A 24194-nucleotide genomic window follows, 5' to 3' on the forward strand; every position below is an offset into this window, starting at 1 on the left:
TCAGCTAAGGCCATACCTGCAGAGGTCTTAAATATGGTACATATAAGACATTAGATTAGGCTTTTAGGAACTGTAGATTATGGCGTTTTATGGCGATACAGACGCGCAAGAAACCCAAGAATGGCAAGATGCATTTGACTCTGTTTTGCAGCACATGGGCACTGAGCGTGCAGCATTTTTGTTAGAAAAACTTTATCAACGCGCAATTGCAAAGCATGTTCCTATTCAGCGTTTAAATACTCCCTACTTAAATACGATTTCTGTTGAAGAACAACCTGCAATGCCGGGTGACCAGGACATGGAGCGTCGTATTCGCGCGCTGATCCGCTGGAATGCCTTGGCAATGGTATTACGCGCGAATAAAACCGGTGATGATCTCGGTGGTCACCTGGCGAGTTTTGCTTCTTCTGCAACCCTTTATGATGTGGGCTTTAACCACTTCTTCCGTGCCAACAGCGATAGCTTTGGCGGCGACATGATCTATTATCAAGGTCACTGTGCACCGGGTATTTACGCGCGTTCATTTTTAGAAGGCCGTTTGACTGAAGAGCATCTGAATAATTTCCGTCGTGAAGTCGGTGGTAAAGGTCTGCCATCTTATCCGCATCCTTATTTGATGCCGGACTACTGGCAGTTCCCGACCGTATCGATGGGTCTGGGTCCAATCATGTCGATTTATCAGGCACATATCCAAAAGTACCTGATGAACCGTGGCCTGATTAAAGAAGAAGATCGTAAGGTTTGGGCTTATCTGGGTGATGGTGAGATGGACGAGCCGGAAAGCTTGGGTGCAATTTCTCTGGCAGGTCGCGAAAAGCTCGACAACCTGATTTGGGTAGTGAACTGTAACTTGCAACGTCTGGATGGTCCGGTACGTGGTAATGGCAAGATCATTCAGGAACTTGAGTCATTATTCCGCGGCGCAGGCTGGCGTGTGATTAAAGTTGTGTGGGGCCGTCATTGGGATCCACTACTGGATAAAGATAAATCCGGTGCACTGAAAGCAGTGATGGAAGAAGCAGTCGATGGCGATTTCCAGCGTTACCAGGTAAAAGGTGGTGCTTACGCGCGTGAAAAGTTCTTCGGCAAATATCCAGAAGCAGCTGAGTTGGTTAAAGATTTAAGCGATGAAGATATTGATAATCTGAACCGCGGTGGTCATGACCCGTACAAAGTTTTTGCTGCTTATGCTGAAGCATGTACGGCTAAAGGTCAGCCGACCGTGATTCTGGCGAAAACCGTGAAAGGTTATGGTTTGTCGGAAGAAATCGAAGCAGTCAACAAAACGCATCAAATCAAGAAGATGCAAATCAATTCCTTGAAATATGTGCGTGATCGTTTCAACCTTCCTTTCACCGACGAACAGCTTGAAGAAGTACCGTTCTACCGTCCAAGCGAAAATTCACCTGAATTGAAATATATGAAGGCACGTCGTGAAGCGCTAGGTGGTTACCTGCCTGCACGTCGTAAGGAAAGCGAACAGCTAGCGATTCCTGGACTTTCAGTATTTGATTCGGTCTTGGCCGGTTCAAATGGTAAAGAACAATCGACCACGATGGTGATGGTGCGTTTAATCTCTGCACTTCTTAAAGAGAAAGCGATTAAAGACCGTGTTGTGCCAATCGTGCCTGATGAAGCCCGTACTTTCGGTCTGGAAGGGATGTTCCGTCAGCTCGGTATTTATGCCGCGCATGGCCAGAAATATACCCCGGAAGACCAAGAACAGCTGATGCATTACCGTGAAGCCAAAGACGGTCACATGTTGCAGGAAGGGATTAACGAAGCCGGTGCGATGAGTGCATGGGCAGCATTGGCGACCAGTTATTCAACCAATAACCTGCCAATGATTCCGATGTACATGTACTACTCGATGTTTGGTTTCCAGCGTATTGGTGATATTGCATGGGCAGCAGGCGATGCACAGGCACAAGGCTTCTTGCTGGGTGCAACTGCGGGTCGTACTACACTGAACGGTGAAGGTTTACAGCATCAGGATGGTCATTCACACATCTTGGCTAATACCATTCCAAACTGTGTTTCTTATGACCCATGTTTCGGTTATGAATTGGCAGTGATCGTGCATGACGGTTTACAACGTATGTATGTGAACCAGGAACGTGTGTTCTATTACCTGACCGTGATGAACGAAAACTACGAGCATCCGGAAATGCCAAAAGGTGTTGAAGAAGGCATCAAGCGCGGTATGTACCTGCTTGAAGAAGATGAAAAAGCCACTGTTCAGTTACTGGGCTCAGGTGTGATCCTGCGTGAAGTGATCAAGGCAGCGAAGATTCTTCGTGAGGAATATCAAATTCATTCAAATGTCTACAGTGTGACCAGCTTCAATGAACTGGCACGTGACGGTATGGCATGTGAAGAATACAACCGCTTGCATCCGCTGGCTGAAGACGTAAAAGAAGCATGGGTATCGAAACAGCTTCGCGGTACTGAAGGTATCGTCGTGTCTGCAACCGATCATATGCGTGCTTATAGCGAACAGATTCGTGCTTATCTTCCAGATGGCCGTCCATTCGTAGCATTGGGTACTGACGGTTATGGCCGTTCAGATACACGTGCCAACTTGCGTAGTTACTTCGGTGTTGATGCTGCCCATATTGTGGTGGCAACTTTGAAAAAACTGGCAGATGAAGGTGAAGTTGATGCGCGCCTGGTAAAAGATGCGATCTCGACGTTTGAGCTTGATACAGATCGTCCAGTGGCTTGGGCACCGCAAGAAACCCCATCTGTACATGCTGTTGCTGACTACAAAGAGGAGAACTAAGCATGCAAATTACGACTCCTGATATTGGTGTAGATAAGGCAACAGTGGCCGAAATTCTGGTCAAAGTCGGTGATACGATCGCGATCGATGACAGCATTGTGTTACTTGAATCTGATAAAGCCTCTGTTGAAGTACCTAGCACTTCAGCAGGCGTGATAAAAAGCATTCTGGTGAGCCAGGGTGATGAAGTCGCTGAAGGCGCGGTACTGATTGAGCTACAAGCTGAAGACGGTAGCGCTGATGTGGTCGAGCCACAGCAAGCAGATGCCTCACAAAAAACTTCAGAAAATACTCCGACTTCATTGCCGGATCAGGAAATCATGCAGGAACTGGCTTCGCATCAGCCTAAAGCTTCTGCTGCTCCTGAGGCTCAAGCAAGCTCACAAGTGGTTGATGTTCAAATCCCCGATATTGGCGTAGAAAAAGCCACTGTCGGTGAAATCCTGGTCGCTGTCGGTGATGAAATCGAGGTAGATCAAAGTATCGTAGTGGTGGAATCAGACAAGGCGACTGTTGAAGTGCCAAGTACGGTTTCCGGCACGGTGGAATCCATAGAGATTAAAGAAGGCGATACCATTAAAGAAGGTGTGGTCATTCTGAAAGTGAAAACGGCTGTTTCGGCAGCGTCAGCACAGCCAGAACCACCTCAAGCACCAGTTGCTCAAGCGGCGGCCCAAGAGAAAGCAGTTGAAGCACCACAAACGTCAGCAGCACCTGCAGGTAATGTTGAAGTGATGGTGCCTGACCTGGGTGTAGACAAGGCGGCTGTGGCTGAAATTCTGGTTCAGGTCGGAGATACGGTTGAAAAAGATCAGAGCATCATCGTGGTGGAATCAGATAAAGCGACTGTTGAAGTGCCAAGCACTACAGCTGGCGTGATTAAAGCCATTCATGTGGAACTGGGTCAAAATGTCTCTCAAGGCATTGCACTGGTGACGATCGAAGCTGAAGCGCAAGCAGCTGCTGCACCTGTTGCAGCCAAAGCAGAAGCGCCGAAAGCAGCTGTTGCAAAAGCAGCACCAGCCCCTGCTGCATCTTCTACTCAAACAGTCGCGACGTCGGATAATGCCGATAAGCTGACCAAAGAGCAGAGTGTGGCTAACTCGAAAGTCTATGCCGGTCCTGCTGTGCGTAAACTGGCACGTGAACTGGGCGTCGTGTTGGCAGATGTCAAAGCATCTGGCCCACATGCGCGCGTCATGAAAGAAGACCTGAAAGCCTATGTTAAAACGCGTCTTACTACGCCACAGGCGGCTCCTGTAGCCGCTGCTGCTCAAGTCGCAGGTCTACCAAAACTGCCAGACTTTAGCGCTTTTGGTGGTGTGGAAGAGAAAGCCTTGACGCGTTTGCAACAAGTGTCTATTCCACAGTTGTCGCTGAATAATTTCATTCCGCAAGTGACCCAGTTTGATGCAGCAGATATTACTGAACTCGAAGCATGGCGTAATGAACTGAAAGGCAACTTCAAGAAAGAAGGCCTGAGCCTGACCATTATGGCATTCATCATCAAAGCAGTTGCGCACTTGTTAAAAGAAGAGCGTGAATTTGCTGGTCACTTGGCCGATGATGGTAAGTCAGTCTTGCTACGTAACGAGATCCATATGGGTATCGCGGTCGCAACGCCAGATGGTTTGACCGTGCCTGTACTGCGTCATCCCGATCAGAAGTCCATTAAACAGATTGCCACTGAGCTGGGAACCCTGGGTCAAAAAGCGCGTGACAAGAAATTGTCGCCGAAAGACCTGCAAGGTGCGAACTTTACCATCACCAGCCTGGGCTCAATTGGTGGTACAGCATTTACGCCATTGGTGAACTGGCCGCAAGTGGCGATTCTGGGTATTTCTCCTGCCACCATGCAACCAGTATGGAATGGTGAAGGCTTTGATCCACGCTTGATGCTGCCGTTGTCTCTGTCTTACGATCACCGTGTGATCAATGGTGCAGATGCAGCACGCTTTACCAATAAGTTAACCAAGCTGCTTAAAGATATTCGTACGCTGTTAATCTAAATTAAATTCGATTCACTTTCTTTTCTCTTGCGCTTCATTGAAAAATATTTCAATTGAAGCTCAGGAAGAAATACAAAGAAGGTATAAATAAAAACCCTGCTTCGGCAGGGTTTTTTCTTGCTGCATTGAAAAATAATCTATTTGATTCGTAAGCGTCCGCTGAACACACCTTATGAATTCGTCCTATAAGCCTTAATTTAGTCCCCACTTAAAAACAAGTGGGGACTAAAATTTATGACTACAAATCACCAGACATCCATCGCATCTCTTGCGAAAAAACGAAGAACATACAGTGCTGAATTTAAACAGCAGATCGTTCAGGCTTGTAAAGCACCGGACGTTTCAATTGCTTCGGTCGCTTTGCAACATGGATTGAATACAAATCTCGTATCCAAATGGATTCGCTTAATTGATGCTAAGCCAGGGAATGATCGCTCACCACTACCGAATAAACCTGCATTTATTGCCTTATCCTGCTCTGCACCATTAGATCCTACTCCTACTGACATGTTAACGGTTCAAATTACTTTACCCCACTCAAAAGCAGAAATTGGCTTGAAATGGCAAGTATCAAAAATATCTGCTTTAGCAGAATTACTCAAGGCACTGGCAACATGATCCGTATCGATGAAATCTGGTTGTCTACCCAGCCCATGGACATGCGAGCAGGAATGGATACGACCATGGCTCAGGTGGTGAGAGCCTTTGGCTACATCAAACCGCATTGTGCTTACCTGTTCTGTAATAAACGTGGCCATCGCATGAAAGTACTGGTGCATGATGGACTGGGGATCTGGCTGTGTGCCCGGCGGCTGGAACAGGGCAAATTTCACTGGGCTCAAGTTCACCAAGGTGAAACCGTGGCCCTCAGCCCGGAACAGTTACAGGCACTGATCCAAGGTTTGCCCTGGCAGCGCATTGGACGACAGCAGGTGGTGACGATGCTTTAAACCAGGCTCGACCATTCTGCTATTCTCCAAACGTTCTATTTCATTCTTCTCATGACCTCAGGCATACTGCGGTCATGAATACGCTGCCTGACTTAAGCCAACTGACCCATGAACAACTGCTGGAATTCACCAGGCAGTTGGCGCTGCAGCATCAGTCTCTAGCACAATCAAACCAACAATTGGATGCCAAAGTTCAACATCTTTCTATTCTCAATCAAAAATACGAGCATGAACTGGCGCTGTTTAAAAAGCACAAATTCGCCCAAAAGAATGAACACTTAACGGCAAAACAAATCCATCTGTGGGATGAAGCGGTTGAAGAAGATATTGCCGCGGTTGATCTAGAACTGGAACGGCTAAATGCAGATAAAACCAATGCAGCGACACAGAAAGCCAAAACCAATAAACCTAAACGTCGACCACTGCCAGATCATCTACACACCATCCGTATTGAGCATGAACCTGCATCAACCCAATGTGCTTGTGGCTGCCAACTCCGTCGTATCGGCGAAGATGTCAGTGAAAAACTGCATTTCAGACCGGCACAGTTCTATAAGGAACAGCATGTGCGTGGTAAATGGGTCTGTGATCAGTGTGACACTCTAACTCAGCAAGCGATGCCCGCCTATGTGATTGATAAAGGCATTGCTTCACCTGAATTGCTCAGCCATGTGCTGGTATCGAAGTATGCCGATCATTTGCCGCTGTACCGTCAGCGCCTGATCTATCAGCGGGCTGGCATTGATCTGTCCAGATCCACTTTATCTGACTGGATAGGTCGCTGCGGTGTAGAACTGGAACCTCTGGCCAATGCCTTAAAAGAGGTGGTGCTGCAACAGCGGGTGCTGCATGCAGATGAAACACCGGTCACCATCATGCGGATGGGTGAGAATAATAAAAAACCGAAGAAAGGTTATGTCTGGGCCTATGCCACCACACAGTATAATCCAGTTCAGGCGGTGATCTATGACTTTCAGGATAGTCGTTCAGGCCAGCATGCTGAAGAGTTCTTGAAAGGCTGGCAGGGCAATCTAGTCTGTGATGATTACAGTGGTTATAAAGCACGCTTTAAATCAGGCCAGGTCATTGAGGTGGGCTGCATGGCCCATGCACGTCGTAAATTCCATGAACTGCATGTGACCGGGAAAAGTCAGGTCGCTGAACAGGCCTTAGTGCTGATTCAGAAACTGTATGCGATAGAAGCAGAACTCAGGAAAAAGACCGATGGTACAGCGGAAGACCGCCGCGAATACCGACAACAGCATAGTCAACCAGTGATGCAACAACTATATGAATGGCTCAACCAACATCAACTGACGGTACCATCGAGTTCTCCAACCGCCAAGGCGATCAATTACACTCTGAAGCGTTGGCCAGCCTTAAGCCGCTATCTGGATGATGGCAATTTACCTATAGATAATAATTGGGTTGAGAATCAGATGCGCCCCTGGGCGTTGGGACGTAAGAACTGGCTGTTTGCTGGCTCGCTGCGCAGCGGCCAACGAGCTGCCAATATCATGACTTTAATCCAGTCAGCAAAGCTGAATGGCTTGGATCCGTATGCCTATTTAAGTGATGTGCTGAAAAGGCTGCCGACACATAAAGTGACCCAGATTGAAGAGTTACTGCCACACTGCTGGAAACCTAAATCGAATTAAAAATTGGTATGGGATTCAGCGGACGCTTACTTTGATTCTATACTTGGCGCACTTCATTGGGGAGTAGCCGCCTTTTGCGCAAAGCAGAAGGGTGATGGTCAACATATTTGCTCAACCGGGCATGGTCATCATAGCAAAGAACCAAGTCAGCTTTTCCAAGCTTTCTTTTGTTGGCAAGACCTTTGATTTACCACTCTGCAGATTTTGGCTAGCAGGAGCGGTGAGTCATTGGTATTGGATGCTAGCCAGAGAAAAACCTCATGTATGAATTCCTACTGTCGACTGCAATCGTAGCACTGGCTGAAATGGGTGATAAGACCCAACTGCTGGCATTGCTGCTTGCCGCACGTTTTCGCAAACCTGTTCCTATTTTAGTTGCCATTTTATTGGCGACGCTGATTAACCACGGCCTTTCTGCAGTATTGGGACAATGGGTGACCACGGTGATCGGGCCGGAGGTGCTACTGTGGATCGTCTCGATTGGCTTTATCGCAATGGCTGTCTGGATGCTGATTCCGGATGAACTCGGGGATGAAAATGCCAGTATCAATAAATGGCAAAAATTCGGGGTATTTGGTGCGACCTTTATTCTGTTCTTTCTGGCAGAAATTGGTGACAAAACTCAGATTGCTACGGTCGCATTAGCAGCACGTTTCGATAGCGTATTCTGGGTGATGCTTGGGACCACTTTGGGCATGATGCTGGCCAATGCACCTGCAGTATTTTTGGGAGATAAGCTGGCGAATAGACTCCCGATCAGCCTGATCCATAAAATTGGCGCGGCCATTTTCCTGGTCATAGGTGTCGCGACCCTGGTTCAATATTATTTCTTTTAAATTATAAAATAACAAATTGCATGAATCCTGAGCTAAAAACTCAGGATTTTTTATGCTTAAATCCTCTGAAAAGCTTGATAAATCTCGTGATATGGTCGGTTTTATGGATTGTAAATTCTATTAAATCCTTATATGTTGTATGGGTATAAAACAGCAGTTTTAACTATAAATTGGGGAATTTACATGGTTTTTGAGCGCACCACATCGCAAGTCCTGTTTGATAATGGGACACATAAATGCATTAGTTTTACCAGTCTGGTCAAAGGTGAAGGCGTTCAGGCAAACCAGTTTTTGATTATTGATCATGAGCGCGCAGCGGTACTCGATCCGGGTGGTGATTTAACCTATGTGCCGCTGACCATGGAACTGAATAAATACACCCGCTTGACCCATCTGGACTATGTCATGGCTTCACATCAAGACCCGGACATTATCACTTCCATGCCGCGCTGGCTGGTATATACCGATGCCAAAGTGGCGGCATCCAAGCTGTGGGCGCGTTTCTTGCCGCACTTAAACTCGGCCTTTATGAGCGAACGGATGAAAGGCAACTGGCTGGACCGTCTGGTGGAGCTTCCGGATCATGGTCAAATCATTCCACTGGGCCAATCTCATATTGTGGCGGTACCGGCGCATTTTCTGCATTCGGTAGGGAATTTCCAGTTTTATGATCCGATTGCCAAAATTTTATTTTCAGGTGATATGGGTGCGTCCATGGTTGAAGATGCCGCCAAGCCACTGGAAAACTTTGCCGCGCATATCCCAAAAATGAAAAGCTTCCATCAACGCTATATGTGCAATAACAAGGTGATTCGTCTCTGGGTGAAAATGGTACGCAGCATGGAAATCGAGATGATTGTGCCGCAGCATGGCACACCATTTATCGGCAAAGAGCAGATTACCCAGTTTCTGGACTGGATTGAAACGCTGGAATGCGGCACTGACCTGATGGATGAAACGGTTTTTACCTGTCCTGAATAGTTCACACAAAAAATAATTTTTTTCTTGTGTGGAAAAACAACATTTTTTATATTTCTTCTCCAAAAAACTTTTTTTGATGACGAGAACTTATAAGAAATGTTGTCTCAAGTTCCAAAACCGGATGCGTGTTTAAGCTGCGGGGCGTGCTGCGCCTATTTCAGGGTTTCGTTCTATTGGGCTGAAGGTATTCATATGCCTGAGCACTATACCGAACCTGTGACAGCAGTCTATTCATGTATGGCTGGAACCAATCAAAAAGATCCACGCTGTATCGCACTTGATGGCACCATCGGCCAGCAGGTCAGCTGCGGCATGTATGAGCAGCGCAGTTCATCCTGCAAAGAAGTGCAGATTGCCGATGATCAATGCAACAAGGCACGTGTTGCACACAATATGTTGCCCTTTGTCCAGATTGAAACTGATGAAGCTGACAATGATGACAGTTTTGAATATGTCAGCTAAATCCATCCAAAGCAGAGCTTAGGCTCTGCTTTTCACTCCATTAAAATGATCGGGGTATATTTAAAATAGGGAACTTCATTATCAGAGGTATTATTGATACTGTTTTAGCACCCACATAGATCTGCGTGTACAAAGCTTGAATAAAAAAATAATTTTGCAATTGCAATGAAATTTAAGCCGATATTTGTTTATAATAGTGCACGGAAATTACCAGTGAGACTGTTATGTTGACCATCGTTCAAGACGCGTTAACCTTCGATGATGTCCTATTACTCCCTGCCTATTCTACTGTTCTTCCAAAAGATGTCTCCCTAAAGACACGTTTAACTCGTGGCATTAACCTGAATATTCCTCTTGTATCCGCAGCAATGGATACGGTGACTGAGTCCCGTATGGCAATTGCAATGGCGCAAAATGGTGGTATCGGTATTTTGCACAAGAACATGGATATCGCTGTTCAGGCTGCAGAAGTGCGCCGTGTGAAAAAATTCGAAGCGGGTATGGTTAAAGACCCGATTACAGTGACTCCTGAGACCACAGTACGTGAATTGATTGCGCTGACTCAAGCCAATAATATCAGTGGTGTGCCTGTTGTGAAAGACGGCAAAGTGGTGGGTATCGTGACAGGTCGTGATACACGCTTTGAAACCAATCTTGAGCAGCCAGTCAGCAATATCATGACTGGTCAGGATCGTCTGGTGACAGTTCGTGAAGGCGAATCGAAAGAAAATATCCAAGCTTTATTGCAACAGCACCGTATTGAAAAAGTATTGGTGGTCAACGATCAGCAAGAGCTGAAAGGCTTAATTACGGTAACCGATTTCCGTAAAGCTGAATTGTATCCAAATAGCTGTAAAGATGACCTGGGTCGTCTGCGTGTTGGTGCTGCTGTCGGTACTGGTGCAGAAACGCCAAGCCGCGTAGAAGCCTTGGTTGATGCAGGTGTGGACGTGATTGTAGTCGATACTGCACATGGCCATTCTGCAGGTGTGATCGAGCGTGTACGTTGGGTTAAGGCCAATTATCCACAAGTTCAGGTGATTGGCGGTAACATCGCGACAGGTGATGCTGCGCTGGCGTTACTTGATGCAGGTGCGGATGCCGTTAAAGTTGGTATTGGTCCTGGTTCAATCTGTACCACGCGTATTGTGGCGGGTATTGGTATGCCACAGATCTCTGCGATTGATTCTGTTGCCAATGCGCTGAAAGATCAGATTCCTTTGATCGCAGATGGCGGTATTCGTTTCTCTGGCGATATGGCCAAAGCGATTGGTGCGGGCGCAAGCACGATTATGGTTGGTTCATTGATGGCCGGTACTGAAGAAGCACCAGGCGAAGTTGAATTCTTCCAGGGCCGTTACTACAAGGCTTATCGCGGTATGGGTTCATTGGGCGCGATGGCGGGTGCGACAGGTTCTGCTGACCGTTACTTCCAGGACTCCAAGGCCGGTGCCGAGAAGCTGGTTCCTGAAGGTATTGAAGGTCGTGTACCGTACAAAGGCCCAATGGGTAATATCGTACATCAGATGATGGGCGGCCTACGTTCTTCAATGGGTTATACCGGTTCTGCGACGATTGAAGACCTGCGTCAGAATGCCAAGTTTGTGAAAATCACTTCTGCCGGTATGTCTGAGTCGCATGTACATGATGTGACCATTACCAAAGAAGCACCAAACTATCGCGTAGGTTAATTTCCTGTGATTTAAAATTTTAAAAAGCCGTCATGCAAATGACGGCTTTTTTATTTTGGTGTAAAGTGTGACTCAAGGAAAAAAATGGGTGATATCAATCATCCGCTAAGAAGTGAGATAAAGATGAGTTATTTTGGTACGGATGGTATTCGTGGAAAGTTTGGCGAATTGCCGATTACCCCTGAGTTTGCCCTGAAACTGGGATTTGCGGCTGGTAAAGTTTTAAAACGTCATAGTAAAAAATCCAAACCATTGGTGGTTCTGGGTAAAGATACCCGTTTGTCTGGTTATATCCTGGAAGCTGCCTTACAGGCAGGTTTAAATGCCGCTGGCGTTTATGTTCACCTTTTAGGTCCACTACCGACACCGGCGATTGCTCACTTGACCCGTGCCTTACATGCCAGCTTGGGTATTGTCATTTCCGCTTCGCATAACCCGTATTTTGATAACGGCATTAAGTTCTTCTCTGCGGAAGGTAAAAAATTGCCAGATGCTTTACAAGACGAAATTAATCAGGAACTTGAAAAAGATTTTGTGATTGAAGATACGGCGAATCTGGGTAAAAGTATCCGGGTTAAAGATGCCAACGGTCGCTATATTGAATTCTGTAAATCGACGTTCCCGTATCATCTGGATCTGAATGAACTCACCATTGTGGTGGATTGTGCCAATGGTGCAGCCTATAACGTGGGACCTGCAGTGTTCCGTGAACTGGGCGCACGTGTAATTGCGATTCACAATGAGCCGAGCGGTTTAAATATTAATGAGGGCTGTGGTTCAACGCATCCGGAAAGCTTGCAACAAGCCGTGATTCAACATCAAGCGGATTTGGGTATTGCCTTTGATGGGGATGCTGACCGTGTGGTTCTCGTAGATAAAGCCGGTAATCTGATTGATGGCGACCATATTCTTTATATTCTTGCGACTCAAAGCTCGAAAAAACCGGCAGGTATCGTCGGTACCTTAATGAGCAATATGGCGCTGGAACTGGCGCTGGAAAAAGCTCAAGTGCCGTTATTACGTGCCAAAGTCGGCGACCGTTATGTATTACAAGGTCTGGAAGAAAATGGCTGGGTAATTGGCGGTGAGCCTTCTGGTCATATTCTGACTTTAGACAAGAGCACCACAGGCGATGCCATTATTGCAGCCCTGCAGGTTTTAACCGTGATGGTTGAACAGAAAAAAGCCCTGCATGAACTTGTGGCTGACTTTAAACTGTTGCCAAATGTCCTGGTCAATGTACGTTTAAATGCCATGTTTGACCCTTATTCAGTGCCTGAACTGGCAGCTGAATTTGAAAAAGCCGAACAGCAGCTTAAAGGTCGTGGCCGTTTATTGATTCGTAAATCTGGCACAGAACCTGTCATTCGTGTGATGGTCGAAGGCGATGATCTGGCTGAAGTCACCACACTTGCAAACAGCCTGGCAGATGCTGTGCGTGCCAATGCCGCTTAACAGGAACATAGATGATGAGTGATCTGATCAAGGATCTGAGTGAACTACGCCTGAATTATGAAAAAGGCGAGTTACAGGAACAGCAAGTCAATCCGAATCCACATATGCAGTTCCTGCAATGGTTTAACCATGCACTGGAAGCAAAATTGCATGAACCCTATGCCATGTCTTTGGCAACAGCCAATGCACAAGGTCGTCCACATGTGCGTACGGTATTGCTACGTGGAGCGACTGAAGCGGGTTATGACTTTTATACCAACTATGATAGTCAAAAAGGTCTGGATCTGGCTGAAAATCCTTATGCCGAACTGTTGTTGTACTGGCAGGATCAGGAGCGCCAGATTCGTATTTCAGGTCGTGTAAAGAAAATATCGGAAGAAGAATCGACCGACTATTATCATAAACGTCCACGCGAAAGCCAGATTGCCGCGCATATCAGTACCCCGCAAAGTGGCATCGTGGCTAGTCGTGAGGAATTGCAGCAACGTTTTTGGGATTTGCATACCCAGGTTGCCAATCAGCAACAGCTGGACAAGCCGGTATTCTGGGGCGGTTATCGTCTCGAACCCGATTATTATGAATTCTGGCAGGGTCGTCCGAACCGTTTGCATGACCGTTTAAGTTATCGCAAAACCGATGCCGGCTGGACTTTAGAGCGCTTAATGCCATAACCATGCAAAAACTGGAAATCAAACAACGTCCATTGCTGACACGCCCTGAAAATTTACCGGGCGTCCCTGCATTTGTGGCCGAGATTCTGGCTCGTCGTGGGGTGGAATCCGAGCAGGAACTTGAGCTCAAGCTGAAGCATTTGCTGGCACCGACCATGAAAGGCTTGCCTGAAGCCATTCAATTGATGGATCAGGCGATTGATCATGGCCAGAAAATCGTGATTGTCGGCGATTATGATGCCGATGGCGCGACCAGTACTGCACTCATGGTGCTGGCACTGCGTGATATGGGCGCCAATGTTGAATATCTGGTACCAGACCGTTTTAAATATGGGTATGGATTGACGCCCGCAATTGCAGATCTGGCCTTTGTCAATTTCACGCCTGATTTACTGATTACCGTGGACAATGGCATTTCCAGCCATGACGGAGTAAAACAGGCGCAGGATCATGGCATGCAGGTGATCATTACCGATCATCATCTAACGACCAAGCCGACACCAAAAGCCGAAGCGGTGGTTAATCCGAATCAGCTCGGTTGCGATTTCCCGAGCAAGGCCTTGGCCGGGGTGGGGGTGGCATTTTATGTGCTGGCCAATCTGTCGACCCATCGCAAGAAACTGGGGAAATCCTGTACGGTAATTACCAATTATCTTGATCTGGTAGCGCTCGGTACTTATGCCGATGTCGCGAGTCTGGACTATAACAACCGGATTCTGGTCGATGCAGGGTTGAAACGGATCCAGCAAGGGTTATGCCGAGCAGGAATCAGTGCGCTACTTGATATTGCAAAGCGTGATCCTGCTGGTCTGAAAGCTCAAGATTTGGGCTTTGTTTTAGGCCCACGGATTAACGCGGCTGGACGCATGGAAACCATGGATATCGGGATCGAATGTTTGCTGGCTCCTGATCTGACAACTGCTTATCCACTGGCTGAACAGCTGAATCAGCTCAATGTCGAACGCCGTCAGGTGGAAGGTAAAATCAAGCAGGAAGCCTTGCTTGAGCTGGATAAAATCCAGTGGGATGCCACTGAACTACCTGCTGCGTTGATCATGTTTGAACAGCATTGGCATCAGGGAGTGATCGGGATTGTAGCAGGGCGTTTAAAAGAGCAGTTCCATCGTCCGAGTATTGTTTTTGCCGCGGATCAGGATGGGATTCATATCAAAGGTTCGGCGCGTTCGATTGAAGGTATTCATATTCGTGATGCGATTGAACAGGTGGCAGAGCAATATCCTCATTTAGTCAGTCATTTTGGTGGCCATGCAGCAGCAGCCGGTTTAACCCTGAAAAAAGAAAATTTCGCCGAGTTTAAGCAGGTCTTTGAAGTACTGATTGGTGCGATGGATGAGGATTTATTCACTGCGACTTTATGGACGGATGGAGAGCTGCCAGCTTCTGCTTTTCACATTGAAACAGTCGATTTATTACAGAATTTAAGTCCATGGGGGCAAAAATTCCCCCAACCGATTTTTGATGGTGTGTTTAAAATCATGCACTATCGCTGGCTTAAAGATGTGCATCTTAAGTTACGTGTGGCGTTGGAGAATGGGCAGGTCGTGGATGCGATCGCTTTCAATGCAGCGGATAAATATGACTTTGACCCGATGAAAGATACACGATTGGTCTATGAGCTGGATAAAAATGTATTTAATGGCAATATCAGCTTGCAAATGCGGATTATCCATTTAGAACAATAGGCCATAAAAAACCGCTCGAGTGAGCGGTTTTTTTTGCTTTTAATCGGAGAGATTAGAAGCGGAAAGTACCGTTAATACCGAAAGAGTCAGCACCGTCAGTAGTTGTATAGTTCACGCCAGCTGCAATTGCAGGTGTAAAGAATTTTTGTGCGCGTAAACCAAATACTGTATCTGAATCATCTTCTGTAGAATCCGCGATTGATACACCCACACTTAAAGTTGGATCGATATAAAGATCAGCGCCTAAACGATAAGTTGTTTCATCACCGAAATAAGTTAAACCTTCAAAATTGGCAAAATGATTACCAATATGAGTCACATATTTTGCACGTAAAGATAGTGCAGTATCATCACCTACAGTAACAGCATTTAGGAGGTTAGGGACAAAACCATAATTTGCTACCTGAACTGGATCAACGCTTTCATTAGCTGCACCAGCTGCTAATAGTAGGCCATTAACTGGTAAGTAACCAACTTCAAAAGCATAGCCAGTATTGTCTTCACCAGCAAAGTCAACCTGGTTAATAGTGCCGCTTACATAAAATTGAGTATTTGGAATATAAAACTCGCCACTTACACCAAATACATCAATATCCTCATCGCCATCACCGCTTGCATTTGCATAACCTAAGCCAATATTGCTTGCTTTATTTAGGAAAGCCGCTTCTGCAAATGGAGAGTTCTTAACTTGAACAGTGTTTAAGTAATATTTTCCATTGATGAAAAATGTATCTAGATCCCCAACATTATCAATATCTGTATTTTCATACCCGACATTAAGTTCAGCTTGGTAAGCATGTGCAGTTCCCAGGCCAGCAAGAAGCGCTGTAGCAAGAGCAAGTTTCTTAAGCATTTAGATTTCTCTCTTTGTTATAAAAATATGACTGTTTGATGAACAGTTGTAACAAATTGTACAGTTTATATTCGCCCCGTCAATGTGCAAAAAATACCTAAATGCTTGTTAAGAGTGCAATAAAAAAACCCATCCGAGGATGGGTTTCTATGCATGACTAACTTTTGGTTTTAGATTAGAAGCGGTACTTCGCTGCTACACCAAAGGTATTGTAGTCATTGTTAAACTGTTCGCCAAAGCCGACACGGCCTTCTAAGCTCACTTGCTGGTTAATGAACTTACGTGCATTGATACCAAATTCGCTCTTGTCGGTAATATCATTATTGTGATAATCAGCACCGACACTCAAGGTTTTGTCGATGAAATAATCTGCTGCCAGATTGTATTCATCTAGATCACCAAACGCTGCACCTGCTTCCAGGTTGATATCTTTACCATTGCTTAATGTCGTCACATATTTAGCACGAAGTGTTGGATCTACGCCATCATCATTGTCGTTATCCCAACCTTTCACACCAGCCGCAATCAATAGACCTGGTGCTGGCAGATAACCAACTTCAGCTGCATAGGTGGTTAAATCATTTTCTAGATCATCATTGTCTTGCAGATCATGACCATTGACGTTACCGCTTAAGTAGAAGTCAGAATTCGGTACGAAGTACTCTGCACCTACGCCATAACGATGCGCTTCAGAATCACCAATTTCATTATATTGATATTGCGCACTCACGTTGCTAGCACGATCAAGGAATGCTGCTTCTGCTAATGGTGCATTACGTGTTTGAACTGGATTGAAGTAATATGTACCATCAACGCCGAAAGAACCGCTAGTTCCACCGTTGTCAGGATCAACCACTCCTGCTGATGCACCAATTTCTGCTTGGTAAGCATGTGCTGCTGTACCAGTCATTGCTATTGCTGAAAGTAGTGCCGAAGCAATCGCTAATTTTTTCATGGTTACTACCCCTCAAATCGTGAGTTAAAAACATTACACTTTTTGTTACAACTTTCAGTCTAGAGCAATTCCAAAGATCGTCAATCAAAGGAAAGTTACAGTAATGTGAATAGCGTAATCTTGTGTAATTTTTGCTGAACAAGTGACTGAATAATAAAATTAAATTTATAATGTAGTGTTTTATTAAAAGTGTGTAGATATTGTGGAATCTATTGAATTCGCTGATTTTTTATACAGACCAATAAGAAATCCTAAATTATAAAATCAATTGCAAAATTATATTTCGGTCATAAAACGGGGCTAAAAAGCCGATAAAAATTTCGGATAAAAAGACGCAAAAGAGTCTATGAGATGTTGAAAATTGGATGAGGGAAATACAGGTCTAAATGCTCAAGACATTCGAGCCTTAGACTGAATGGATCGTTAAAATAGCGGAAATAGACTGTGCTATAATATCGGGCTAAGAATTTTGTGCCTAATTTTGATTGAGAGTAATTCACGTGGAAATTAATCCGTATCTAAACCAATTAAAAGACTTAAACGAACGTGGTCAAACACTACGGGGGTATCTTTGACTACGATCTGAAAAAAGAGCGTTTAGAAGAAGTCCTGCGTGAATTAGAAGATCCAACCATCTGGAATGACCAGAGTCGTGCCCAAGCGATGGCCAAAGAGAAAGGCGAGCTTGAAAATGTATTAAATGTGCTGGATCGCTTAAGTACCCAGCTTGAAGATGCACAGGCTTTGCTTGATCTGGCGGTTGAAGCGGATGATGAAAGCTTGCTAGAAGATGTACAGGCTGAACTGAGCACGGCTGAAGAAGAACTGGCCAAGCTTGAATTCCGCCGTATGTTCAATAATCCGATGGATCCAAATCCTTGCTATCTGGAAATTCAAGCTGGTTCAGGCGGTACAGAAGCACAGGACTGGGCGTCTATGTTGCTACGTATGTATCTACGCTGGATTGAACGTCATGGCTTTAAAGCAGAAGTGATGGAAGAATCTGATGGGGATGTTGCCGGGATTAAATCTGCGACGATTCGTGTGGAAGGTGAGTACGCCTATGGCTGGTTACGTACCGAATCTGGTGTACATCGTTTAGTGCGTAAATCACCATTTGACTCGGGCAACCGTCGTCATACCTCATTTTCTGCCGTGTTTGTCTCACCGGAAGTTGATGACAATATCGAAATTGAAATCAATCCGTCCGATGTTCGTACCGATACTTATCGTGCATCAGGGGCGGGTGGTCAGCATATTAACAAAACAGATTCTGCCGTGCGTTTAACCCATGCACCGACCGGAATTGTGGTGGCCTGTCAGAACCAGCGTTCACAACATGCCAACCGTGACCACGCCTGGAAGCAGTTACGTGCCAAACTTTATGAGCTCGAGATGAGCAAACGTAACGAAGCGGCACAAGCACTGGAAGATTCCAAGTCTGATATCGGCTGGGGTAGCCAGATCCGTTCTTATGTCCTGGATGATTCACGTATTAAGGATTTGCGTACAGGTGTGGAAAATTCCAATACTGGCGCAGTTCTGGACGGTGATCTGGACAAATTTATCGAAGCAAGCTTGAAACAGGGCTTGTAAGAAGTTGTTTAAATAGCTGGCGTAACCAAGCTTGTACAGATTGTGACTCTTATATCTAAATTATTCGATATATAAATCGTAAAAATACGATATAATGGTCGCAGATGCTGAATAAAGTTTCGTTGCGCCACTGATTGTGATGTGCCTATGGACCTTGATCTAATTTTTAAAGCCTTAGCCAATCCGACCCGTCGACAAATTCTGGAGTGGTTAAAATCTCCGGAGCAATATCTGTCTGCGGAAGAGTGTGGTGGCTTTCAACGTGGGGTCTGTGCAGGTCAAATTGAACGTTTGGGCCAGGTTTCCCAGTCCACCATGTCCAATCATTTGTCTGTATTACAGCAGACTGGCCTGATCACTGCGACCAAGCATGGACAGTGGTCATATTTCTCCCGCAATGAAACTTTGATTCAACAATTTATCGAACACCTACAACAACACCTTTAACAGGTGGGAGTAACGATGGCTGAATTAAATTCTCCTTTAACGCTCGGTGCGTTAGAGCTTAAAAACCGTGTCATCATGGCGCCGCTGACCCGTAACCGCGCAACTGCTGATCGCGTTCCAACCCCAATGATGGTTGAGTACTATGCGCAACGTGCAAGTGCTGGCCTGATTATTTCTGAAGCCACAGTGATTTCTGAAGAAGCCAATGGCTATTTAAATACTCCAGGATTGTTTACCGATACTCAGGTCGAAGGCTGGAAAAAGGTTACTCAAGCGGTTCATGAGAAGGGCGGTCTGATTGTTGCCCAGCTTTGGCATGTTGGTCGTGTATCGCATCCGGATCTGTTAAATGGTGAAACACCAGTTTCTGCAAGTGCAGTACAACAGGCGGGTCATGTCAGCTTGTTACGTCCAAAACGTCCATACGTTACGCCACGTCCTTTGGAAGTTTCTGAAATTCACGCGATTACCGAGCAATATAAGCAAGCCGCGATTCGTGCTAAAGAAGCCGGTTTTGATGGTGTTGAATTACATGCTGCCAATGGTTATCTGATTGACCAGTTCTTGCAAAGCAAAACCAATCAGCGTGAAGATGAATACGGCGGTTCAGTGGAAAATCGTACACGTTTCCTGCTAGAAGCAACTGATGCACTGATTGAAGTATGGGGCGCAGATCGTGTAGGGGTGCATTTAGCGCCGCGTTGTGATGACCATGACATGGGCGACAATGATCCACGTGAAACATTTGGCTATGCCATGGAGCAGCTGGGTAAGCGCAAGATTGCCTTCTTCTTTACCCGTGAATATCTGGCTGAAGACAGTATTTCTGAATATATGAAAGAGCGTTCAGGTGGAGTGCCTTATATTGCGAATATGCAACTAAGTCGTGAAGATGCGATTGAGCTGTTGGCATCAGGCAAGGCTGATGCGGTGGCTTTTGGTAGGGCGTATATTGCCAATCCAGACTTGTATGAGCGTTTATTGGTAGATGCACCTTTAAATGAACTCAAACTAGAAAACATGATCGGAACCAATGTCGCGGAAGGCTATATTGATTATCCGACATTGGCTGAAGCAGAAGCTTTAACTACAGTAGAATAATCTAAAAATGAGCCACATTGATTAACATGTTGATGTGGCTCTGCTATATTCTGCTCATTGAATCTTTGGACAGGGGCGCAATGTGGCCACTCCATTTTGGTATAACGCAGCCTTGGCGCTGGTTAAACCCTTATATCAATCGCGTATCCGTAAACGTGCGACCGATCCTGAACAATTACAACAAGAACTGACAGAACGTTTCGGCCCGTTTCAGCCACCCAAAAACCTGCATGCCATCTGGTTTCATGTGGTGTCGGTGGGTGAAACCAATGCTGCCCAACCGTTAATTGAACATTATTTAAAACTTGGCCATCCGGTGCTGGTCACCAATACCACCAAAACCGGTCAGGCACGCGCTAAATCACTTTTTTTAAAAGCGCCTTATCTCGATTTGTTTCAAGCCGTGTATTTGCCTGCTGACCAGAAAACTTTAATTCGTGAATTTTATCAAAAGTATCAGCCGAAACTTTTATTGCTGATGGAAACTGAGCTTTGGCCTAATCTGCTGGATCAGGCACCCCAGTTTAATGTGCCAAGTGTATTATTGAATGCGCGTCTGTCCGAAAAATCCGCCAAAGGCTATGCCAAGGTCAAAGGTTTGACCCGTGGCATGCTCAAGAATTTAACTGGTCTTTTGGCACAGGATACAGCCACCCAGCAACGTTATATCCAGTTGGGAATCGCAGCTGAAAAAACCCAAGTTTTGGGCAATATCAAATTTGATATTACTGCGCCCGAGCGCTTTATTCATCAGGCAGATCAATTGAAACAGGAGTGGCAGTTAGGGGGGCGAAAGATCGTCACGTTAGCTAGTACTCATGCTCCTGAAGAAAAAGAAATTCTGAGTGTTTTAAAAGCTGCTTTAGAAGCTGATCCATATTTGGTCTGTATTGTGGTACCGCGCCATCCGGAACGTTTTGATGAGGTGTTCCAAGCTGCACAGTCTTTGGGATTGAAAATCCAGCGTCGAAGTCTAGGGCAACATATTAAAGCAGATACCCAGGTTTATTTGGCCGATTCGATGGGTGAAATGTGGCTTTGGTATGCTTTGAGTCAGGCATGTTATGTGGGTGGTTCTTTAAATGAACCAGGTGGTGGACATAATATTTTGGAGCCGATTGCGCTGAATGTGCCGACTGTTTTAGGCAAAAACTATTTTAATTTTCAGACTATCGTGGATGAGTTCGTTCAGGCAGACGCAGTCGCAGTGGTGCAGGATGCCCAGCAGGCTGCAGAGGTATTACTGGAACTTTTGCAAGATCAGGTTAAGGCGGAAATCTTGAATGCGGCAGCGCAGCAAATTATGCAGTTAAATACGGGATCGCTTGCCAAGCATATTCAGGTGATTGATCAGTATCTCTAAGTGTGTGCTAGTCATATTCTCAATCTACCTTTCTGAGACAACTGGTCATTCGTAGAAGATTTCTACTTTTAAGGGATTAAAAGTAGCAAAAATCCTTTGCGGTACTGAAGGTACTTCCTGTACCTCAGTACCGCGGGCAACATCCATGTCGCCACACACGATTTCAAATTTGGCGATAATACCTAATTTGAATATTTTGCATGTTAATGTTTTGGTTTTATCTTCCTTATGAATATCGTCCTGCTTGACCCACGTCAAACCGAAACTGAACTTTGGTCCATTACCTCAACTCGGCAACTGGAACATTTACAGCAACATCTACAGATTCAGGTGGGAGATACGTTAAAAGTCGGAATTCGGGAAGGTCAGCGTTACCTGACGGAAATTGTCGAAATCTCTGAAAAAGCAGTGCGCTTGAAACCACTGCAAGAAGAAGCTGTTCCAGAAAAATTGCCAGTGACTTTAATTGTGGCTTTGCCACGTCCGAAAGTGCTGCGCCGTCTGATCATGGACAGTGTCACCTTGGGCGTTGAAAAAATCATTTTACTACATAGCTACCGTGTCGATAAAAGCTATTGGCAAACTCCATTTTTACAGCAGTTAAATCATTATATCGAATTGGGGCTAGAACAGGCAGGGGATACGGTTGCTCCAAAAATCGAGCTGTATAAACGTTTTAAACCCTTTGTTGAAGATATCTTGCCGGGTTTGATTAGTACAGATTGCCCGGCTTATGTGGCACATCCTTATGCAGAGCAGGCGATGCCATTTGCGATTGAGCATCCCTGTACGATTGTTATTGGTCCGGAAGGCGGATTTATTCCATATGAAGTCGATTTACTCATCAAAAACGGCTGTCAGGCAGTGAGTCTGGGCAACCGTATTATCCGTACAGAAACCGTGATTCCGTATGTTTTAGGTCGTCTGTTTAGCGCGGGCTGAGGCATCATCATTGCCTTCACCACGATAGACTTTGACTTCCTGTACCGGATACGGAATCGAAATATTATGCTCGGCAAAAGCCTGAATCACCCGTTCCTGCACCGCACTGATTGAAGTTCCGGTGCCTGTTTCAGTGGTATCGACCCACCAGAAAGCTTTTAGGGTAATGGAAAAGTCAGCCAACGCGGTGACATTGACACTAAAGCCAGGCTGGCTCAGGATGGTGGGGTCTTTATCTAAAATAGCGGTAATCAGGTCTTTGGCTTTCTGGATGTCATCCTCATAGCCGATCCCCACCACGAATTCGCAGCGGCGACGGGTATAGGCGGTATTGACTGTGACCGCACTGGTGTAGACCGTGGCATTTGGAATCACGATACGGCGGCCATCTGGTGAGCGTAAAAAGGTCGCACGAATCTGGATATCTTCAACGGTACCTTCCATGCCATTCACGATAATATCGTCGCCAATCTTGAACGGTTCACTGAGAAGAATCAGCACACCAGAGAGCAGGTTCTGGAAAATATCCTTGAAGGCAAAACCGATCGCGACCGAACCAATTCCGAGGGCACTCATCAGCTGACCCGGGGTAAAGCCAGGAACCGCAATCACCAGTCCAATCAGAATACCAAAGAAAATAATAAAGGTACTGCCGACACGGTTGAGGACCAATACCAGATTCTGGCGGGTATAAGAACGGTTTTCCAAAGTTTTACGTACGAAAAACTTGAAGACTTTGGAGAGTAACCAGAAAATCGTAATCACGATCAGTGCGATACAGAAATAAGGCACACGCTCCCAGAAGCCCTCCATGATTTTGTCAATGGTGCTGTAGGCATCATTATACTTGGCGGTATGTTCAATCACGGTCTTGGTCGTTTTTTCAGTTGCCTGATGTAACAACTCCGTGGTGCCCTCAGTTACCTGGCTTAAGGTATTGTTTTGCTCTGCCACAAAAATTCCACAATTCAAATTTTGCCTATTTTGCCTGATGTTCAGCAAAAAATTAATAAGGGCTCGAAGTCACCATTGGATAATTTTAAAAATAACGGCGCTGTTGTTAAAAGTATTTGGTGGTTTTTTGCATCATTTCCGTGGGGGTAGGTGTTTGTTCTTCACCGCTCATATAACTGAATAAAGCGATAGATCCCAACAGGCTAAGCAGGGTCAGGATAATCATCAGCCAGGCCAGAATTTTTTCCCAGAGCAAGGTGATCCGTGCCGGACCATACTGATTACTGCCGCGATCGCCCGAACCAAAAACGATATAAAGCCATACAAAAATGTTTACTACCGGCAGTAAAAATAATAGCGCCCACCAGCCACTGCGGTTCATATCATGCAAACGGCGAACGGTCACCACTAAAGCGAAATACACATAGGCCAGAACCATGACCAGTACACCGATACTGGCCAAGCCTTGCAGTGAAATCAGCCAGTTGGGATCTAGAGAATGGGTAGAAATATTCACAATATCAATACTGAGACCCAGTGCAATACTGCCAAATAAAAAAATGAAATACAGAAATGCCGACCAGGCAATAAAGCTCAAGCGTCCGAAGCGGCCTTTCATCGACAGGGGATGATCCGATGCAGGCAGCGCAGGCGGGCTAAAGTAGGGAGATTCAGGCGATTTCATAAAGCGTATCCTGCTAAATCAGATGAAATAACCACAAGCGGTCAATTTTATTTTTAAGGGCTGTGCTACAGATCATACACATTTGCGCAGAAGATTCTGT

The 24194-nt window shown here is 45.7% G+C and carries 21 protein-coding genes and 1 riboswitch; of the genes, 17 read left to right on the plus strand and 4 right to left on the minus strand.

The genetic code is table 11. The features are described from left to right. Positions 1-79 precede the first annotated feature (79 nt). The 12 genes from aceE (at position 80) to recJ (ending at position 15198) form a co-directional block, all read left to right on the plus strand. Complete coding sequence (gene aceE, locus I6L24_RS04615; RefSeq protein ID WP_004281324.1) at positions 80-2782, plus strand: pyruvate dehydrogenase (acetyl-transferring), homodimeric type; 2703 nt, start codon at positions 80-82, stop codon at positions 2780-2782. Positions 2783-2784: 2 nt separating this feature from the next. Next, entirely contained in the window at positions 2785-4791 is a 2007-nt protein-coding gene (locus tag I6L24_RS04620) for a 2-oxo acid dehydrogenase subunit E2 (protein ID WP_086044232.1), read from the plus strand. Between the two features lie 234 nt (positions 4792-5025). Further along, on the plus strand, positions 5026-5409 hold the full coding sequence (gene tnpA, locus I6L24_RS04625) for an IS66-like element accessory protein TnpA (protein WP_005094709.1): 384 nt from the start codon (positions 5026-5028) through the stop codon (positions 5407-5409). Further along, positions 5406-5741, plus strand: coding sequence for an IS66 family insertion sequence element accessory protein TnpB (tnpB, locus tag I6L24_RS04630; protein ID WP_000618091.1), 336 nt, complete (start codon positions 5406-5408; stop codon positions 5739-5741). Before tnpA ends, tnpB begins: the two co-directional genes overlap by 4 nt. A 74-nt stretch (positions 5742-5815) precedes the next feature. Then, positions 5816-7399: an IS66-like element ISAba25 family transposase gene (locus I6L24_RS04635; protein WP_216985865.1), complete on the plus strand. Its 1584-nt coding sequence runs from the start codon at positions 5816-5818 to the stop codon at positions 7397-7399. A 46-nt stretch (positions 7400-7445) separates the two neighbouring features. After that, positions 7446-7587: riboswitch (yybP-ykoY riboswitch) on the plus strand. A 72-nt stretch (positions 7588-7659) separates the two neighbouring features. Beyond that, a complete protein-coding gene (locus I6L24_RS04640; protein ID WP_086044231.1) occupies positions 7660-8235 on the plus strand; it encodes a TMEM165/GDT1 family protein in 576 nt (191 codons plus the stop codon). A gap of 183 nt (positions 8236-8418) precedes the next feature. After that, positions 8419-9216, plus strand: a complete 798-nt coding sequence (locus tag I6L24_RS04645; protein ID WP_086044230.1) for an oxygen-binding di-iron domain-containing protein — start codon at positions 8419-8421, stop codon at positions 9214-9216. A gap of 96 nt (positions 9217-9312) precedes the next feature. Further along, positions 9313-9678 (plus strand): YkgJ family cysteine cluster protein, encoded by a 366-nt coding sequence (locus I6L24_RS04650; RefSeq protein ID WP_004281330.1) that lies wholly within the window; start codon positions 9313-9315, stop codon positions 9676-9678. Positions 9679-9902: 224 nt separating this feature from the next. Then, positions 9903-11369 (plus strand): IMP dehydrogenase, encoded by a 1467-nt coding sequence (gene guaB / locus I6L24_RS04655; RefSeq protein ID WP_004281332.1) that lies wholly within the window; start codon positions 9903-9905, stop codon positions 11367-11369. A 123-nt stretch (positions 11370-11492) separates the two neighbouring features. Then, a complete protein-coding gene (glmM, locus tag I6L24_RS04660; protein WP_017397940.1) occupies positions 11493-12824 on the plus strand; it encodes a phosphoglucosamine mutase in 1332 nt (443 codons plus the stop codon). Between the two features lie 14 nt (positions 12825-12838). Beyond that, positions 12839-13495: a pyridoxamine 5'-phosphate oxidase gene (gene pdxH / locus I6L24_RS04665; protein WP_005267646.1), complete on the plus strand. Its 657-nt coding sequence runs from the start codon at positions 12839-12841 to the stop codon at positions 13493-13495. 2 nt (positions 13496-13497) lie between these two features. Continuing rightward, complete coding sequence (recJ, locus tag I6L24_RS04670) at positions 13498-15198, plus strand: single-stranded-DNA-specific exonuclease RecJ (RefSeq protein ID WP_005267644.1); 1701 nt, start codon at positions 13498-13500, stop codon at positions 15196-15198. Positions 15199-15250: 52 nt separating this feature from the next. Here the strand turns inward: recJ and I6L24_RS04675 are convergent, their stop codons facing one another. Beyond that, positions 15251-16051, minus strand: coding sequence for a putative porin (locus I6L24_RS04675; RefSeq protein WP_086044229.1), 801 nt, complete (start codon positions 16049-16051; stop codon positions 15251-15253). A gap of 175 nt (positions 16052-16226) precedes the next feature. Then, the gene (locus I6L24_RS04680) at positions 16227-17006 is read right to left on the minus strand and encodes a putative porin (RefSeq protein ID WP_004647252.1); all 780 of its coding nucleotides are present in this window, start codon (positions 17004-17006) and stop codon (positions 16227-16229) included. Positions 17007-17506: 500 nt separating this feature from the next. Between I6L24_RS04680 and prfB the strand changes: the two genes are divergently transcribed. The 5 genes from prfB to I6L24_RS04705 all read left to right on the plus strand — a co-directional run bounded on the left by prfB (position 17507) and on the right by I6L24_RS04705 (position 22455). Then, positions 17507-18602 (plus strand): peptide chain release factor 2 gene (prfB, locus tag I6L24_RS04685; RefSeq protein WP_101627160.1). Its coding sequence is split into 2 segments (ribosomal slippage): positions 17507-17578 and positions 17580-18602, totalling 1095 coding nucleotides; the frame shifts between segments, so codons are not numbered across the junction. Between the two features lie 147 nt (positions 18603-18749). Next, positions 18750-19049: an ArsR/SmtB family transcription factor gene (locus I6L24_RS04690; protein WP_004281346.1), complete on the plus strand. Its 300-nt coding sequence runs from the start codon at positions 18750-18752 to the stop codon at positions 19047-19049. Between the two features lie 15 nt (positions 19050-19064). Continuing rightward, positions 19065-20150 carry an alkene reductase gene (locus I6L24_RS04695; protein WP_086044228.1) on the plus strand — a complete coding sequence of 362 codons (1086 nt, stop codon included), beginning with the start codon at positions 19065-19067 and terminating at the stop codon, positions 20148-20150. Between the two features lie 82 nt (positions 20151-20232). Further along, complete coding sequence (locus tag I6L24_RS04700) at positions 20233-21513, plus strand: 3-deoxy-D-manno-octulosonic acid transferase (protein WP_004647256.1); 1281 nt, start codon at positions 20233-20235, stop codon at positions 21511-21513. A 228-nt stretch (positions 21514-21741) separates the two neighbouring features. After that, positions 21742-22455: a 16S rRNA (uracil(1498)-N(3))-methyltransferase gene (locus I6L24_RS04705; RefSeq protein ID WP_004647257.1), complete on the plus strand. Its 714-nt coding sequence runs from the start codon at positions 21742-21744 to the stop codon at positions 22453-22455. Here I6L24_RS04705 and I6L24_RS04710 read toward each other — a convergent pair. Beyond that, a complete protein-coding gene (locus tag I6L24_RS04710; protein ID WP_004729187.1) occupies positions 22429-23409 on the minus strand; it encodes a mechanosensitive ion channel family protein in 981 nt (326 codons plus the stop codon). The genes I6L24_RS04705 and I6L24_RS04710 overlap by 27 nt on opposite strands. A 106-nt stretch (positions 23410-23515) precedes the next feature. Then, positions 23516-24094 carry a DUF805 domain-containing protein gene (locus tag I6L24_RS04715; RefSeq protein ID WP_005108134.1) on the minus strand — a complete coding sequence of 193 codons (579 nt, stop codon included), beginning with the start codon at positions 24092-24094 and terminating at the stop codon, positions 23516-23518. Between the last annotated feature and the right edge of the window lie 100 nt (positions 24095-24194).

The organism is Acinetobacter lwoffii, assembly GCF_019048525.1.
GTDB classification, from domain to species: Bacteria; Pseudomonadota; Gammaproteobacteria; order Pseudomonadales; family Moraxellaceae; genus Acinetobacter; species Acinetobacter lwoffii_K.